Genomic DNA, 17,738 nt, shown 5'->3' with positions numbered 1-17,738 from the left:
TAAGCCTAAGAAACAATGTCGCGGAGGTATCGAAGAAGGCGTGATACCACGCCCGCCGAATCGGGTGAAGCACCCTTCGCGGACTGAGCCTCGTGTGCTGACGTTTCCTGGTGTGAACGCGTCCCGACCTCTTGTGGAGCAGCTTTCTGGACAGCAGCTTTCACTGACGATCTCTGTGTAGAAACCGAGGAAGGCATGATCCTCTTTGGGGGCTTAGGCTTCGTAGCATCCTCCAGCAATGTCAGCGTGCGCCTCTGAACAATGCGACCTGTTGTGCCATAGACTTTCTGTGCGGCTAACTGAAAGAATGCCTCAACTGCCGCATCGGAGGGGCCCTCAATTGTCCAGACTGAACTCCTGTCCGAGTTGTTTGCCCGGCATCCGGTCGCCGTGCGCAGCTGTTTGATTGTCTCTCCTTGTCTCCCAATGAGCAGCCCCGATTTGCCATCGGGTACAGACATACTTCCCACCACCACGGTGGTCATAGTTCGTACATCAGCAATAACCGCACGCACTGCTTCCGGGGTACTGCCAGCCACTGCTAGTTCGTCATCCTCCACAGATACGCTGAGGACATCCGTCATGTCTTGAAGTCGCTTTATAGTTACGCCGCTTTTGCCGATTACTTTGCCTGCTGACCCTGGGGGCAGTGCAGCAAGGACGTATGGCGTCATTGCAAGTGCGGCAATGTCGGCTTCTGCGCCTTCGATGTCCGGTTGGCTGAAGCCAACAATCGTGACTCGTGATGAGCCAATTTCCAAGGAAACCCCATGATCGCGCGAGATTCGCGAAGCTCGTGATTTAAGAAGACCTACCAATGCTCGTGGAAAGTCCACTGCGCTTTGAATGGGTATTGGACGCACCTCGATCACCGCAAGGTGAAAGCTGCCCGAATAGAAACGCCATACGGCTCTTTGCCATTCCTCGCTGTGATCAATAGCGGCAAGGTCATCGGCAAGAGCCTCGGGAAGAGGGGCATTCAAGACACGCAGTTGATCGTTCTCGACTCGAACTATCGCCTTGTATTTGTCAATCATCGCGACCGGTAGGGGCGAGGGAAGGGAAAGTGCGTGTCGTTGTCTCATGCCGTCATCTATTCCTAGCGTTACTTGAAGCCGCTGCCCAACATCGCACGAAAGTGCATTATATCTTGAAATCAGTCCCTTCCAGACATCGAAACGGTGCGAGATTCCGCTTGCCGTGTCGCGATGTTCGAGCTCGACTACAAGCTTCTGCCACTGATTGGGAGGCTCGACGATAGCAGCGTGAAGTGGCTGGGGCAGCGGCGAATTGGATGACGTGTTTGGTATCGCCGTAGCTGATTCGAGATGCTTTCTGGCCGTCTCGACGAATGTCACTGTGACATGGTCGCCGCTAAATAGATCTGGTACAACCCGGGCGGTGATGGTTGTTCCAGGGATAAGCCTGCGAACGAAGTCGCGGTCATACGGGTTGATACCGGTACCTGTCCCGATCAAAAAGAACCTCCCGCGCTGATCGACTCGCCTGAATTCAACGCAGTCGCGTTCGTGGTCTGGCACAAGCCCTCGCACTTCAAGCTGTAGTTCATCCCAAAATTTGAGGTCACTATGAGTATCTATGTCGCGTCTTGATAATCCTGGTGCAAAGGTGTCGATGACCAGAGCCACGGTGGTTCCATCAATCACCTTGTACCCAATGACCTCGGCGCGATTCCCGGCCGTCAGTTCACGATTGTCAAATGGTAGCAGGACTGCCTTCGTAGCTGGACATGATAGCAAGCGATCTCTGGCCTCGGTTTCGCGCAACACGGGCCGGCGAGTAGCCCTTCGCTCATAATTGTCATTTGTCTCCATCGCGCGCACGTCGAGAACTCGCTGCTCGGTTTCCTCGGGCGGTTCTTCTGGCTCTGTATGCTTGAACGGGTCCCAATCGGCGTCAAAACCGGATCGCATTCCCGGTCTTTCCGTTGTGAGGCGCAATCCCGCGTCTCGGTCACTCACTGCCGCAGAGACATCTGAGAACAGAAAAGGTTGCGATGCGTTTTCCAGATACAGCGTTTGGTCTCCTTGCTCGCTATTTGGCAAGGGGCGCAGATCGGCCAATGTACCCACGGGAAACCTACGGCGGGCATATTGTGTCGTGTCGGGCGCCGGAATCAGTGCATCCGAAGAGTCACGATGTGAGCGAGACGCGACAGCTACCGCAAGTGCGAGACCTTGTGTATGCACATCGACTTCGCTACCGAGAGCCCAAGGCACGACGAGAACAATGTTGCCAATGACCGGAAGGCGCTCTGAGCCATCCCTTTCTGGATCTAGGCGAAATCGATTCAAAGCGATTATTGAATCGGCAGGATTCTCTATGAGGCAGCTGCGATCCAGGGCAACTGCCTGCGAAATGTCATCTTCTTGTCGCTTGTAGATCTTGTCCTCGACTCGATCGTATCTGTGCCCAATCATTGCACGATTCAGCACGGCTCGAGCTCGATTGGCTAGCGATGGCAGCAGCGTGCGCGTAGCCTGACTCTTCATGGCTGGCGACAACGTGAGCAATGTCTGGTCGACTGACTCAAACGCGTCGGACAATGCTTGGGAATTGAGCCACCAAGTATCGCAATACAACTTCCGATCCCTGGCGGTTTGCCACTCGGAAGCGACTCGAATTACGAGCTCAAGGTCATCGACGCAGCCAATTGCCAGCGCCCGATGACATCTCGCGGCATGAATGCGCCATGATGTCGGCCATGCGCGATCAAAACGAAAAAGACCGTTGTCGCCGCCAACCAGCTTCCCATCCGCGAGGATTGCCAGAGCAAATGCCACTTCATGGATACATCCCAACTGATCAGCGAGCATCACGGCAATTGCTCTGGACCCTGATCCGGGGAATCGATCTAAGTCGCGGCCAAAATCAGTAAGGTGTCCGTCACTGTCCACGGCCCCCGACGACACGAGAGCCGACTTGGCTCGAATCAATTCCTTGGTGAATGTGTCGCAGCTTTGCTGGGCGTTGATATCTCGGACTATATTTGGATGCGAGAAGTTCGCCGGCAGGGACACTCGATCAAGATCGAGACCCGCTGATAGGAGTTTCATCGAGAAGGTCTCTAGGTTCGTCTGTGTTGAACCGGGGGGCGTGTCCTTCGGCAGCGACATGTACTGTTCAACCGTGTAAAGGGGGAACACCCAACCTGGGGCGTCGCGGCCAACTCTGCCCCATCTTTGGCGAACACCGGATTGGCTGTGTGGTTTTGTCGGGAAAGATTCCCTCGCGAGTTCTGGATCCCATTCCGATTGGCATATGAGCCCCGAGTCCACTACAAAGCGGACCCCTTTAACCGTCAGGGATGTTTCCGCAAGATTTGATGAGACGACTATTTTTCGCTTAGCGCCGATCTTTCGTGCTTCAAGTGCCCGGTCACGGATAACGGCAGGGGTTGTCGCCAGGAGGGGGTAGACATCAAAATCTCTTGCGCGTGCTTCTAGGCGGGCCTTGATGGTTTCCACCGCAAAGTTGATCGTGTCCGTAGTGGGCAAGAAGGCGAGTATATCGCCCTGATTGGTGCCTAAAGCCAATGTAACGACTTGTTCTGCGACAGCCGTTGGCATGAGTTCGCGCCATTGCTCTATAGGCATTTCCTGCGGGCGTGGCAGTGCTGACAGCTTACGTGTGAAGGCATTTAGATCCTCAAACGGCGCATGGCCATTGGATGCCGTGTTCGATTGTGGCCAGCCACTGAAACGCTCCGATTCTGCGTCAGGATTCGTCTCGTGTTCGTTCTTGAGGGAAAGTCCGTCGTTGATAAGAGAGTCAGAGATGTCCAGTCCGAGAAAAAAGGGAACTCCATAGCCAAATAGCTTCTGAGCCGGGACATGTAGGTGATGGACAACATCACGCCCACCGAAATATTCAATGAAGAAGTCCTTATCGAGAGTTGCGGACGTTATAATGACGCGTAGGTGGGGATACCGATGGAGCTGTGCGCGTAGCTGAGCGAGAATGATATCGATGTTTTCGCTTCGTTCGTGAGCCTCATCAATAATGACTGTACCAATAGAGGCAAGAGATCCGTCCCTTACCCAATTTATCATGGTCCCATCGGTGACATATACGAGCTGGCATGCGGAGTCCCACTTTTTGTCTCCACTGACTTGGTAGCCGACGGGATAACCAGGGCCTATATGGTGTAGGCAAGTCCGGCTATCATGTCCAAAGCAAAGACTTTCACCAACAAATGCGGCGACGCCTATTGCTGCTGCCTTCCGTGGTTCCGTGACAACAATGGGACCAAAGGACGTAAGCGATAGATTCGCGCCTTCTGGTGGAGTCATTAATCTGAACGGCATGAATGTAGACTTTCCTGTACCCGTTCCAGCTTCAACTACGGCGACTTGGCGTTGCTTCAGGCCGTCTAGCAGGGAGAGGATGTCCGAATCGGTCATTCCAAAAGCAAACGGTGATAAGTCGCATTCATGCGCGGCTTTGACGTGATCGGTTGGCAATGGGCCTAATCCACCGAGCGGGCCTTTTGGGTCTGAACGGTCCGGCACTATACCGATAGTCTGGAGGTCCACATATGCAACCGCAATTGACTGTATGTTGCGTCGGTGTTCGCGGCGGTGCCTTTCGCATCGATCTGAGCGAGTGTTACCGCGCTCGAGATTGCGCTGAGCCCAATCGGCTGAATATTCAAAAGGCGGTGAAGCGTGCGCTTGCCCCGATGCGAGACGTTCGGCCTCGCAGTCCTTGCACCCAGCCTGCCATACCGTGGTGGTAACAGTGCCGCGAGTCACGAAGACGCCCCCGTTGTTGTCCACGCGTGCCCGCGAGCAAAGTCACCAACCGACTGGTAGTAATGTGGCACGACACATAATGAATTGGGGTGATGAATAAGATGCTCAGTAACCGCGCGATAGAAACCAACAACAGCGGTCTCAAGACCCGTTTGGTACATCGCTATCACTGTCGGTTGCTGAGCCGTCAGAAAGCTCAGCTGGCGCAGAGACAGCTCATAGACGATGTCATCAGTCAATCCTGCCGGCCGGGACCTGCTGATCTTGACGTTTCTCAGCCAAGCGCCATCGACTATGGCATCCATTTCCACATGCCGAATGGATATGAGCGTAAAGCGCAATTTACGCCAGTGGGCGGGAATAGAGTCGCTCAGTACCAGAGAGCGAAGTGGGAATGGGCGTCCCCTCGACTGATCTCTGTAGATTACTGGCACATCAACGCGAGATATTCCGGGGACTGAATCTGCAAACTCACGGAGCGATTCAGTTAAAATGCGATTAGGGATGCCGCTTGGATACAGCGCGGCACTGTGAGAGTCGTTGGGGCCCTTGTGGGTGGCTACCGCCAAGTGATGCCGAAATCGCTCCTGAATAGCATCGACGTCTCGTCGATATGAGCTGGTCCATCGCTCCGCTGGTTTGGGTGGTCCAGCACCTTGAGTTCCTGCGGGTATTGTTGCGCCCGGGCCATGCGGCAATCGCAACTCAACGACAACTGCGCCTTCGCGGATCCAACGCTCAATCTTTTCAGTCGTTGATGCAGAATGCGTAAAGCCGGGACCTATGACTGTAGGCCCAGGCATAAGGGCACTTGCATCATCACGAGGAGCGAATTCAAACGGCGCGTTATTACCAAGAGCAGATATCGCTATTTGGTCAATCGAGGCGTGAATCGCCTCAAATCTGAGTGCTTCGGTGCGCTCGCCCGGCAGTTGTTTGGCTGATCGTGCAAGCGCTTGAAGAGCCTGATCCGCTAATTCGAGAACACGTGGCGCTTGGGACTCGGGGATTCGAACAAATGTTCGCGATTCTCTGCTCATGAACGACTAGTCCTCGCTCGCTGCATCCGTCTCTCCACTTCGATGTCGATTTCCGCAAGCCGGTCGGGACAGATCAAGACTGCAATATCAGCAGGGACGGATGCCGCAACATCTTTGGGTACAAGCAAGGCTGATGCAATTGCGGCTGCCCCGTGCTGAAGCGATCTGGCTAAGGTCCAATCGACAGGAGTGGGAAGCGCGCGAGGTATGACAGCTAGCCCACTGCCCAGGTCGATTACGGGCTGCGCGTGCTCGCGATCAAGCCAGGGCAGAAGGGCACGATCCAGACCGCTGAAGAGGATGTACCCACGGTCCTGATCGATGCTCCAATTGACATTGGTGCGTGTATCCTCATGCACCGTGGCAACTGTGGCGTTGTGACTCCGATCTGCTATGCTTACGCGGCGATACAGCATACCTGCCATCAGTGCGGCCCGGGCAACTTCCTGTTCGACAAGGCGAGTGCGTCTCAACTCAGCCGACGAACCGCCAGCCAGAATACTTGCGGCGCGAGATGAGACTGCGAGAATATAATCAAGTTCGATCGCACTCCAAATGGGCGTGAGCAGTGTGTGGCAGATTCGTTCGGGTGTCAGTAGGCCTCGGTCCATAAGGTCCACTGCACGTGCCCAGAGCTCATCCGGCATCGGCGTTGAAGCAAGAAATAGCTCGCGGGATTCTGCGGGCAAAATTGCGCAGGGATCTTCACTCCCAAGGAGAATACCGTGAGTCCTCGCATAGCGTTTCAGGGCGGGGGGTATGGTGCGCGAGCGGTGTCTCGTTCCAAATCGAATCTCCATGGTCCCGCCGTTTTGATATGCGTCGCACAACATCAAAGCACACAACGCGCGGTTCCCTTCATGAGTGGCGAGGTGTGGAACCTCGCAAGTCAAGAATGCAGGAACTCGCAGGCCGTCAAAGGCCGCATCATGAGCAAAGGCAGATAACCCGATAATCACATTTTGGCATGCAAGCTGTACTGGGCGTTCGACCCATCCTCGGGGAAGTCTGCCGTGAGCAACGTATTGCTCCTGATATCGAGTAGCGATGTCGCGCAGCATTGGTAGCGCCTTTTCACGGTCATCCAATTCTTCGCCCAAAGAACTCAAATACGATACGGGGTCTGTATCTATGAGAGCTCCCTGTGCAGTGGCCGGAATTGCCGCGAGATGCCATCTGATGACCTGGCCCGCGCCGGGCATTCCCGGATCTGATGCGGAGTCGCAGATCACGCACGCGATCGATAGCTCGTCAATTTGGGCAAGCGGTAGAAGATTGGCAGGCGGCTGGTGAGCGCTGTCATCCAGCAGGGCCATTGCAGAAGACAAGCTACGCGTTCCTGGCGCAGATGTATTGGGCCCATACAGGATGCTGCTAAGCGATGGCGCAATTTCGGATTGCATGAACTCCGCAAGCTGAGGCGGCGGCACAAGATCACGTGATGCGCAGTGCTCTTCGTAACTGTGGTCGAGGTTCATGGGCGGAGTGATGTGTCAGGTCGGCTTACACTGTTCGGCAATGACGTGTTCATGGAGAAGTATCGGCTTGCATCCATAAGCAATCAGTTCGCTGTTGGCATTGTCGACGGCGCGACGGAAAGACTCACTGAAGTGCCCGTTGGAAACGAAGTGAAACTCATGAATCTCTTCTGTTTTTAGTGCGCTTGCCACGCCCTTGAGCTGTTTCGCCAGGGAGGAGGTTCCTTCCTTGGTCTTCTGTTCCCCATCCTTGTCAGAGTAACTCTTCCCGTGTTTCACATGCTTGAAGTCCACGGCGATCTCTCGGTGTGGTTCGAGCAACCGGTTGGGTTGAGGCGGCGGCCTCGATATGAGTAGATCTGCTTCTATCGTTTTCCGGCTGTGGAATAATTTCCGTTCGTCGTCAGCATAGCTCGCCTGCAATTTGATCCCGAAATCGAGCGAATCTCTCGGAGAGATGTACAACGGCGAATCAGGCTTCCCCGTTGCTCGGGCCGATTTGCGAATTAGTGCCGCCGTCCCCATGATCTCGTAAGCTGTTCCGGTTCCTCTGCCCAGTTTCCCTTGCGACGAAAGGGGGTGGCGCTGCCCTCGGTTAGTGGCTTCCTTGTATAATCCCAACGCGGTGGGGGCGATTCGCAGGACTTCCGCGATGTCTTTGGGTAACTGCTCTTTGTACGTCTGTGTCAGCTCCCGGTTGGTGTCGACGTACTTCAAAAGTCTCTCGGAAACTGACCGATGCATGAGATGGTTGGGGTTCGTCAGGGCTTCACAAATGACCGGTGCGATGGCGCGAGCGGCTGTTGCCCCTGGTGTGACGGAAGCCGGGGCGGGGGGTGGTTCATCCGGTTTGATCGTGGGCGACTGGTCGGCAGACTGCAGCACTTGCGTCGCTTGAGACTCCAAGTGACGAAGCCGATCGCGGAGCTGCTGTTTCACGTCATCGCCGACGACTTCTAGAAGTGCTCGTTCGACGCTGGATTTCGCACGCTCAAGTTGTCTTGAAAAATCCGGCCCTGGCCTCAAACGATCAATAGCAGCGAGAACCTCTGTCAGGCAGTTTTGTGCGAGGCTGACAGTGGGATTGGCCAAAGCCCTAGGCGGCGTCATATGTTCTGGTTTGGGTGGCTTTGCGCAGGCCATATCGTGTCTGACCAAACAATTGTTCGATCAGCGCTTCTCCTCGTTTCGTTTGTAGTCGGGTGTTTTGAATAATGCAAGTGCGCGCGGTTAATCCATGAGGCGTAGCATGTTCGCGTCCGTGGTCTCCCTGCAAGCACGACTGCCTTTCAAAGCACGTCCTCTGGTCGACAACTGTGGTGCAAATTGCAGGGGCAGTGCGGACAGTGCGGCTCTGGCAGCTGCAAAGGCTAATATCGCCCATATGAACTGGCCTATTGTGCTGCGAGAGCCCGCGTGGCCGACGTAGCCGAGTAGTTCGAAAGCCATTAAAGTTGAATTGATTAAGGCGAATGGAAACTATCCAATATTGATGACTGACGAGGGCTCGCATTCATGCGTAGCTTCGGCTGGTCTGGACAATTGAAGGAATATAGACCGTGGATGCACCAAGAGCCCGGAATCCCGCAAACGACCTCGACAATCTATTCGAGGTGGACAACTACCTATACTTTCACGCCGAGCAGTTTCTCACTGAGGAAAAGACGCGACAAGAGGCAGCCTTCATTCGAGAGCACCTCGAAGTGAATCACCAAACGTCGTTGCTCGATCTTGCTTGCGGGCACGGACGGCATGGTAACGCACTGGCGACTGATGCGCTTCGCGTTGTTGGGGTGGATCGCAGTGCTGCATTCATAAACCTTGCACGGGATCAGGTTCAATCGCTCGGCATTGATAACGCAGAATATATCACCGCGGACATCCATCAAATTGAGTTTGATGCGGAATTTGACCGGGCGATCCTGCTAAACACAGTGTTCGGCCTGGCTTCTGAAGAAGTTGATTGCCAATTATTCAATCGCATAAACAGGGCGCTTAAGCCGGCGGGTCTATTCTGTTTCGACATCATAAATCGCGACACGATATTTGTGGACTTCCAGCCTGATCATATCCTTGAGCGGGATGGCAACTTCTTGCTCGACCGGCTGACGTTCGATGTGGAAACCGGTCGGATGACAAATGAACGAGTGTACATGCGAAATGGTCGGACTACGCACGCACCGTTTTCAATGCGACTGTACAACTACTCGGAAATCAAGGCGCTACTTGCCGGCGCAGGGTTTCGGATTGCACGCATATTCGCTGACTGGTATGCGACGCCAATGATGTGGAATTCAAAGAAGATGGTCATCATCGCCGAGAAATCGCAAGATACTCAGGCGTGCTCGAAGTAGATGATTTCTCCGGCCTCGTTGCGTTTAGGCTTCGCGTAGGCAATGCACGTGGCGCATCCCGACCCGGACTTGCTGCGTCTGATTTCCGTATCTTGAAAGCGGCGCATGAATGACTTTATTCGCCGAAGCGACTCGTCCACGCCAAGTTGCCTCACGTCAAAGGTGCAGTCTTTGAGGTTGATTGCCGGACAGGGGAAAATCTGGAAAGCGGAATTGATTGCACTGCCGTAGTTCTTTGTGCCGCATGACATGCAAATAACAGACTTCGGCTCTGCGCGTGATAGGTGGGGAGTTGTCAGGGCAAATTGACTGAGATTCGTCCCGTCGTATGCCTGGGTAATCTCAGATGACGTATAGTGCTTGATCCCGCGCTCTGCGCACCACCGTGCAATGTCGTCCACATCACCCTGGGTCACAGTATTTACGAATGTCTTGCAGACGACATTCACGCCAGCTCGGTCCATCAAAAGGACATTGTTGAGAATCGTCTCTGCGGGTTGCTGACCCCGGACTCGGTAGACTTCGTGTAATTTCTCGCTGTTCAGGGAATATAGCGACACTTCGACTGCAACTGGCGGATAAGTTCGAAATAGCTGGATGAGCTCGTCGGTGATTGCAAGGCCATTCGTGAATACTTCGACGATGACCCCGTGTTCCTTTAGAAAACGGTAGAGTGCATGGAAGTCGGGGTGCTGCGTGACCTCGCCGCCGGTTAGCGTACAAAATAGCAGCCCCGCGTCTATTAGGTCCTCGATGTGGGTCTGTATTTCCGAGAAACGGACGGCTTTGTTGAATGAATGGCCGACTATGTAGCAGAATGGACAGGAAAAATTGCAGAAATCGAGAAGCTCCCACCGCAGAGTCAGGGGGTAATACTCATCATCTCTCGCAAGAATATTGAGAATCTCGCGCTTGCTGAGGGTTGAACGTTCTGCGGTGCCAAGATGCGCTACGGCGGCCTCCTCCAGTGATATGCCGCAGGCTTCGCTGGAATCAACCAGTAGTTCGAACCGCCCTATCTTGCGCAAAATCTCCATGACCAATCCCGCATCTCCCACTTGTCCCCAAATAGGCGACCCTGGAAAAGGTCATGCCCGCGAACATATCATTACGTCGACAGCCACCTTGGGGCGTCGCGGGTGACTACGAAATGGATTGCGAAGCCGATTGGCTCAGCAATTCATCTTAACGCCATTAGTCGTCTTGGGAGTCGAAGGTTTGTCGGTTACAATGACCTTGACGAACTTCTTGATCGCTGTTTTGGCTACCTTTTTCATGCGCATGACTCCTCTCGTATTTGAACGCGAACTTCTACTGTGCTTATAGCACTACACTCTTGACCGCCAGATAGCAATGCTTAAAGGCAGCGCGACCCTAGACCTGTAATACGCGCATCGAATGATTTGCGCGATCAAACCGCCTGTACTCGCTGCAAGGCGCAACCAATCTTCCGGTGTTTGGGATCCCAACGAATCGGCAGCAAATCACCAATGATCAATGGGTTGTAGTAACAAGCTGTGAGCAGTCTTCCGCCGATCAGATCTTCTATCGCGTCTTGATATCACGATAATCCTGTCCAATGAATGGGAGTAACTCGCGTTACTCCACCGAATTCCTACCCAGCCCTAGGTCCAGCACGAAAGACATGACCGTAAGGTTTGACGCACTGAAGTCGACCGCCTGTTCGCCGAATTGGCTGCGCGCCTGATCGATATGCAAGTCGGGTGTAGCCGCATTCCGCGCGTCGTTCAGATCCCATGATTCACATTTGAACCAGCCGATAAGATACAAGCCATAAGGACATTGGTTCTTGTGCAAGTACCTATCGACAAGCTGTGCTTTCATGCTTGTCACCAGTTCAGGATGCCAGCATCCCTTTACCTCGACGATACAAGTAATGGTATCGGAGACACCGCTCCGGGTCTGCGATACGGCATCTACGTGAATGTCCGTCCTTTCCCCGGGCTGCCCGTGACCCGGCCGGATATGAACCTCTCGATTTACGACGATACCCCGGTCGCCTATGTCTCGCCGAAGGAAGCGTCCCACGTAGTCGGATAAAGCGTTTTCATCAATTGGACGCCATGTCTTCTCAGCACGGTTATAGTCCCAGACGTCGCGGATTGACGGATTCTCGCCATGCAATTCGGTCTGTAGCCGACCCAGGGACTCCACAATCACCGCGAGCAATTGAATACCATTGCTGACAACCCGGCTGTTGCGGTCCATTACGAGCCGCAATACGTGCTCCGGCTTCAATGGCTGCCAATTTCGTGCCCGGGTCAGAGTTACTGCTTCCTGTAAAGTGTAGTTCAACCACGCGGCTTCTGGCAGAGCATCCCGTACGGTGGCCAGCGCTTCGCATGACGAGAAACTCCCGCGGTGCTTCAGAATCTGAAGCAAGGAATTGTCTCGCCAGTGGGCAATCTGCTCTCGAGGTTCAACTGTATGGGCGCCCTTTGGATGGGGATCTTCATTGTATGGAAATTGGCGAACCACCCATATGTAAAACTCGGCCAATTGATTGTCAGTAAGCCCGTCGAGAACTCTATTGTCCCGGTGCGAATGCGCCCACTTGCTGATCAGTGCTCTACCGAACTCTTGATCAAGTTGTATCACATGCCAAAGCACGGTCCAGTGTTCTGGATTCATGACCGTGCCGAGCGCTGCGGCAGACGCTAGAGCAAAATCGCGGTCTTCGCCACTTTGAGGCAGTGGTTTATCGAGAAGGTCCAAAACGTCACGTATAGAGTCCCGATCGTTGTGTTCGATTAAGAATGCAGCTACTTGGCCTGCGCAGACAGGGACCAGAGCTCGGGCGCTTATCATCGCTCTGAGGCGTTCGCTGATGCGCGAGTCAAGGATATGCCCGACTCTGTTTATGCGATTGATATATCGGCTATGCGCCGCCTCGCGTAAGACGAGCGTCTCCACCATGTCGATGACAGAATTTGGCGACCGTGCGTAGGCCATCGAAATGAGCGGCTCGTGATGCTTTTCGGCCTCTTCCTTCCCCAGATTCAGCGGACAATCCAGCAAGCCGGCTATCCATTTGTCCCATGCTTGCCCATCCAAATTCGCCACGAAGTTGGGATCGTAATTCAAAAGGAGACGCAATGCCTGATAACCCGCGTTGGCCTCGATGCTGAGCGTTCCGGGTTCCTTCAGCCATCGATATCGGCGGTCGTCGCTCAGGAGAATGTACCGTCTAGCGGCTGCGACGATCCTTGCCCGTGTCGGCTCATCCGCCGACTTCCATCCCGGGAATGTTGTTATATCGGCATCCCACTCATCGCGGTATTGACGGCTACCCGGCGTGAGCGTGAGTTCCCTCGCTAAATGCCACCAGATTCCTGGTTCCTCACCCTCGCACCGGCTTAACCAAAGTGGTATTCGTTCAGCAAGGGGCGGTATGAGGGGCGTGTCCTCGCTGGATTCCTTTCGCCACTTACGCGCCTCTTCGAAATCCTTCCGGCCTTCCTTCGCCTCAGGCGAATCAAGGTCCATCGTCACGAACAGCCACTTGAATGCCTCGCGCACTCGAGGGCTTTGAGAGGCACGATCGAAGACAAGGGCGGTATGACTCGTATCGAACACATTGTAGCACCTTTGACACAAACGCTCCCAGGCTGCGGCCAGTGTCGGACTTGCAGCTTTCTCCATCTGCTCCAACAACCACGGGAAATCCTCAGGCCGGGCCATTCCTATGGACGCCTCGTTAAGATAGAAGGCTTCACGGCCCAGATCTCGCAAAAGCGGTACGTACTCACTCAGCAAGCGTCGGCGCTTCTTCGCGTCATGTAGGAAGTCCTTAACTTCGCGATCCGTCGAATCCATAAGGTGTCCATGATCGATAACGAGCCTGGCATGAATGGCCTGAGCGAGCAGGGGTGGGACGTCCGGCATGTCGAAATGCTCCCATGCCGCAAAAAGAATTCCATCGAGAAGCCTCGAAAAATCATGTTGGAAGCCATGTCGACTCCACTTCTGTCGAATAACCCACCGTAACGCGCATGGGATGTCTTCGGGGCGTAGATGTTTAACTATTCCACGGGAAACGAACATCGAGTATCGGTTGATCTCGTGTTCTGGTGGCGGCGTATCAACCAGGCTGAAAAGCTTCTCGGCAGAAATATAGCGCGGCCAAAGAACTTCCAATGCGTAGCCACGCACTCTTCCGCCCGCATCTTCGGGTGCCTGCTCGGCCAGTTCGATCAACTTGGATTTGACGGCATCGTCCGCTGTCTCGCCAAGGAGGTCGATAGCGATTACGCGAAGCTCTATGCTCGCGGAGTGGTCAATGGCGATGGCTAGTAGTTCGCTCACAAAGTCAGACACAGCGCACGCCCTGGCTATCTCAAGCGCCAGCAGGCGAGCATGGATATTTCCTGCCGGATCAACAACAATTGGGCGTAGCTGCTTCGCCAAGCCCGGATAATCAAGATGCCGCAGCCTGTCGTGATATTCAAAGAGACGAATATGGAGTTCTCCTCGCTCGCAGAGATCAAGAAGCGCTTTCACAAGTTTCTCACGCTGGGCGGTATCGGCAGTAGCTACGTCGCTTCGTAACAGCACAATCGGATCATGCCGAATGAGCGTGTCAAAAAGTTGTACACTGAAAGCAGCGCTACGCGCCGCCACCTCGTGCAATTGAGGTACGACTTTGACCTGACCCGACACCTCATCAGTCAATAGTCCGAGGACCTGTTCTGGTGCTATGCCATTTTCGAATAGATAAGCCGCGGCAAGAAATTCCGCATACGTCTGGTGTGCCCATCCCATACGATGCAGTCCCCTGGATGAAAAAAGACCGGTATCGAGCGCCTCGTCGATAGCAGTCCGGTCAACTGCAAAGTCCCGGCCGTTGGCTGTTTCGACGCCGAACGCGAGGGTGTCAGCGGTCAGGTCTTCTGAGGGGACATCGCCTTCGTCATTGCCCGTCCACACAGCATATTTGCTTGAGAATATCGTGACGGCCGCGATTCGCTTAGCGACTTCAAAACGTTGATCCGGATCGTGCTGAAAAGGCACGCGGCTATCTCGCCGTTCTTGGGATTCTTCGCAAAGGATTCGACAGCCTTGCCGATAAAGGTCGGCTTCAGTATCCGGAAAACGCTTGTCGCGCTGGTAGGTCTTAACCAGAAACCGCAGGGTAACTGGCTTGATGGCAAGTGGCTGAGCTCGAACGCGTTGAATCTCCTCCATGAAATGGTCGGTTTCAAGTCCTTCTGCTTTGGCTGCGGCCACCACATCTTGTCGACGCAGAGGCACGAGTTCACGCACGGCGAAGCGATCCTTACCCCAATATTTGATTAAGGCTTCTTCCAGGGTCGCTGGCCATTCGGCCGTGCGACAGGAAATTCGAAGACGCAGGCGGTCCACTGGAGCAGTACGTAGTTGATCAACCAGGATCGGGACCACGGTGCCGATGCGAAGCAGGCATTCGTCGAGACTGTCGAGATACAGTTCGAGCAAGGAATCATCCTTCAACCACTTCGTGTAGAGGTCGGATTGAAAGACGCTTCCGACAAGGCGATCCTCACTCCCAAATTGGCGTAGATTCTCACTGATGAAGGGAACACCTGCGCGCCTTGCGCCTTCAGCTGCCTCATCCACGACACGTGACTTGCCAATACCCGGTTCACCGAGCATGACTAGACAAGCTGTGTCAGCGATGGACGCGTAGTCTTTCGCGTCGGGATTCAGGTAACGTCCGAATTCGTCGTCGGGATCACAGAGATAGCCGTCATCCGCGAGGTTGATCTTTGATTCGCGCGGGCACCAGAATCGTTTCCAGTTATAGATCATTTTGCGCACACAAATGCGGGCGGCCAAATCATGAACGGCGAAGTTTAGCTGATCGCAGCGCAAATCCCAAGTAGCCGATGACGCGGAGGATCGACAGCCCGGCAAGGTTTCAGGGCAGCAATTCGCATTTGAATCGAAAACGGTGTGACAAAGGCGTTACCACGAAGAGTCACCGCGCTCAGCCATCCAAGATGGCGTGACAGCGCCGTTACAATATTCCCGATTCCGCTATTATCTGCCCAATCCCTCCACGTGGAATACGCCACAAAAGCCGATCGATGCGTTTTGTCCTTAATTTTCGCGGCGATGATGGCGTCAAAACAACGGCTCGGAAAAGCCGCAGCTAAAAACGGTAACGTTTTGTCACAAATCGAACCCCGTTTAACGGTCGATTTAAAGTTTCTTCTGGCGAGAATGGGCGAACTTGGAAGGTGAGACAACTTACGGCACGATCGCGGATTGCATTGATTTCATTGGAGAATTCGCGCGTAGCGAGTTTCGATTAGCAAGCCGCCGCTATCGACCACTCAGCCACCTCTCCTTGGTCGAAAAACTTGAGACAGGGAACCTTAAACACCTACACCAACACAATACCAAAATATCCTGGCGTCTACTACTGCCCCGGTTGCTCAAACGGCTGGAGGTCGTTTCCAACCGCAGACCAGCCCCCGTCCACGTGAATCACCTGGCCCGTAACCTTCTTCGTGTACGGGCTCAGCAACAACAACACCATGTTGGCCACTTCGGCCTTGTCGCTGTACACGTCCCACGGAATCGGGCTGGCCCGGGTCCAGCCGTTCACCATTTCGTTGAAGCCCGGAATCGTCGTCGCGGCCTTTGTCGCCAGCGGCCCGGCCGAAACCGCGTTCACGCGCACGGCGTCCTTGCCGTGGCGCCGCGCCAGCGCGCGGACCAGCGCTTCCAGGGCCGCCTTGTTCACACCCATCCAGTTGTAATAGACGAACGCCCGCTGCGAAGCGAAGGTCAGGGTCACCACGGATCCACCGTTCCGCATCTGCGGCTGGGCAAATTCAGTGACCGTCGCGAGCGATACGCAGCTGATGTGGAACGAATTCTTCAGGTCGACGAACGCATGCGTGTGCAGCTCCTGGCCGAGCAGCGTGCGCGGATTGGCGAACGCGATGGAGTGCACCACGCCGTCGATCGGGCCGATCCTTTCGAACAGCTGTTTGACCTCGTCTTCCTTGGTGACGTCGCAGTACTCGATGGTCAGGGCATCGCGCTCGGCCTGGGTGATCTTCGGGCTGCGGTCCAGGAAGAGCTGCTTCATCGTCGGGTTGAGCATGGTGTACACCACGCGCCCGCCGTGCTGGACGATGGACTGGCCCACTGCATAGGCAATGGATTCAGGGTCGAGCAGACCCATGACGACATACGTAGACCCTTGTGGAAGCATGCGATGACCTCACTGTTTGTAAACAGGGGGCCTACCATAATCGGATGAGCGTCCGAAGGCAACGCCGGCGTGAATCGTGCCGGTTTTCGACCAGCTGTAGCGTTCGTTTACCCCGGCAAAGCCGGGGAAACGAAAATTTACCGGTCGATTTCGGTTTCCCCGCTCCGCGGGGTAAACCGACGCTACACCTCACGTCACGCCGACCAGTTCGCCGTTCACCGCGTAGTCCTTGTTCATCGTACAACGCGGGAGCGCGTCGTTGACGAACTTGCGCGCGATGCCGCGCTTGTAGTCCCACTTCTCGGCCTGGCGCAGCAGCAGGTAGGACGCGTACACATCCGCCGCCATATCGACGACATGGCGGGCAACCCACTCCCGGTATTCCGGTTCTTTGGCGCGCAGGAACACCACGACCTCGTCGAACATCTTCCGGCACTGGCTGGCCTTTTCCGCAAGCCCGACCAGTTCGGGTTCGACGAACGGCTTCGCGCTGATTTCCTGGATGAGTTCGTCCATATCGCCCCGGACAATACGGCTGATGGCCCAGATCAGCTGGATTTGCGAGGTGCCCTCGTAAATGTTCGTGATGCGCGCGTCGCGGTAGAGGCGCTCCACGGGATACTCGCGCATGAAGCCGTTGCCGCCGTGGATCTGGATCGCGTCGTACGCCATCCGGTTTGCCAGCTCGGTCGCGTAGTATTTCACCAACGGAGTCAGCAGTTCCGCCTGCTTGCCGTACTTCTTCTCTTCATCCTTCAGGCCGCGGTTCTCCGCGCCCTGGTGAAGGTCGACGATCTGGCTCGTGGCGTAGAGGAGGGCGCGGGATGCCTCGGAATAGACCTGCATGTTGTGGAGGATCGACGCAA

At 54.8% G+C, this 17,738-nt stretch carries 9 protein-coding genes; 1 reads left to right on the top strand and 8 read right to left on the bottom strand.

Annotated elements, in window-relative coordinates; genetic code table 11:
• Window positions 1–5: 5 nt before the first annotated feature.
• The 4 genes from K1Y02_06125 to K1Y02_06110 form a co-directional block, all read right to left on the bottom strand.
• Window positions 6–4,484: a DEAD/DEAH box helicase gene (locus K1Y02_06125; protein MBX7255919.1), complete on the bottom strand. Its 4,479-nt coding sequence runs from the start codon at window positions 4,482–4,484 to the stop codon at window positions 6–8.
• Between the two features lie 287 nt (window positions 4,485–4,771).
• The gene (locus K1Y02_06120; protein ID MBX7255918.1) at window positions 4,772–5,815 is read right to left on the bottom strand and encodes a hypothetical protein; all 1,044 of its coding nucleotides are present in this window, start codon (window positions 5,813–5,815) and stop codon (window positions 4,772–4,774) included.
• On the bottom strand, window positions 5,812–7,143 hold the full coding sequence (locus tag K1Y02_06115; protein MBX7255917.1) for a hypothetical protein: 1,332 nt from the start codon (window positions 7,141–7,143) through the stop codon (window positions 5,812–5,814). Before K1Y02_06115 ends, K1Y02_06120 begins: the two co-directional genes overlap by 4 nt.
• 165 nt (window positions 7,144–7,308) lie before the next feature.
• The gene (locus tag K1Y02_06110) at window positions 7,309–8,232 is read right to left on the bottom strand and encodes a hypothetical protein (GenBank protein ID MBX7255916.1); all 924 of its coding nucleotides are present in this window, start codon (window positions 8,230–8,232) and stop codon (window positions 7,309–7,311) included.
• 764 nt (window positions 8,233–8,996) lie between these two features.
• On the opposite strand from K1Y02_06110, the gene K1Y02_06105 reads away from it, so the two are divergent.
• Entirely contained in the window at window positions 8,997–9,647 is a 651-nt protein-coding gene (locus tag K1Y02_06105; protein MBX7255915.1) for a class I SAM-dependent methyltransferase, read from the top strand.
• Here the strand turns inward: K1Y02_06105 and K1Y02_06100 are convergent.
• The 4 genes from K1Y02_06100 to K1Y02_06085 form a co-directional block, all read right to left on the bottom strand.
• On the bottom strand, window positions 9,629–10,684 hold the full coding sequence (locus K1Y02_06100; protein MBX7255914.1) for a radical SAM protein: 1,056 nt from the start codon (window positions 10,682–10,684) through the stop codon (window positions 9,629–9,631). The genes K1Y02_06105 and K1Y02_06100 overlap by 19 nt on opposite strands.
• 562 nt (window positions 10,685–11,246) lie before the next feature.
• A complete protein-coding gene (locus K1Y02_06095; protein MBX7255913.1) occupies window positions 11,247–15,455 on the bottom strand; it encodes a hypothetical protein in 4,209 nt (1,402 codons plus the stop codon).
• 613 nt (window positions 15,456–16,068) lie between these two features.
• On the bottom strand, window positions 16,069–16,842 hold the full coding sequence (locus tag K1Y02_06090) for an SDR family oxidoreductase (protein ID MBX7255912.1): 774 nt from the start codon (window positions 16,840–16,842) through the stop codon (window positions 16,069–16,071).
• A gap of 219 nt (window positions 16,843–17,061) precedes the next feature.
• Window positions 17,062–17,738 (bottom strand): hypothetical protein (locus K1Y02_06085; protein MBX7255911.1); only part of this gene is annotated, 677 nt, incomplete at its 5' end.

This window comes from Candidatus Hydrogenedentota bacterium (assembly GCA_019695095.1).
Taxonomy (GTDB): domain Bacteria; phylum Hydrogenedentota; class Hydrogenedentia; order Hydrogenedentales; family SLHB01; genus JAIBAQ01.
The sequence above is the reverse complement of the archived record's forward strand: the minus strand, read 5'-3'. Positions and strand labels throughout refer to the sequence as shown.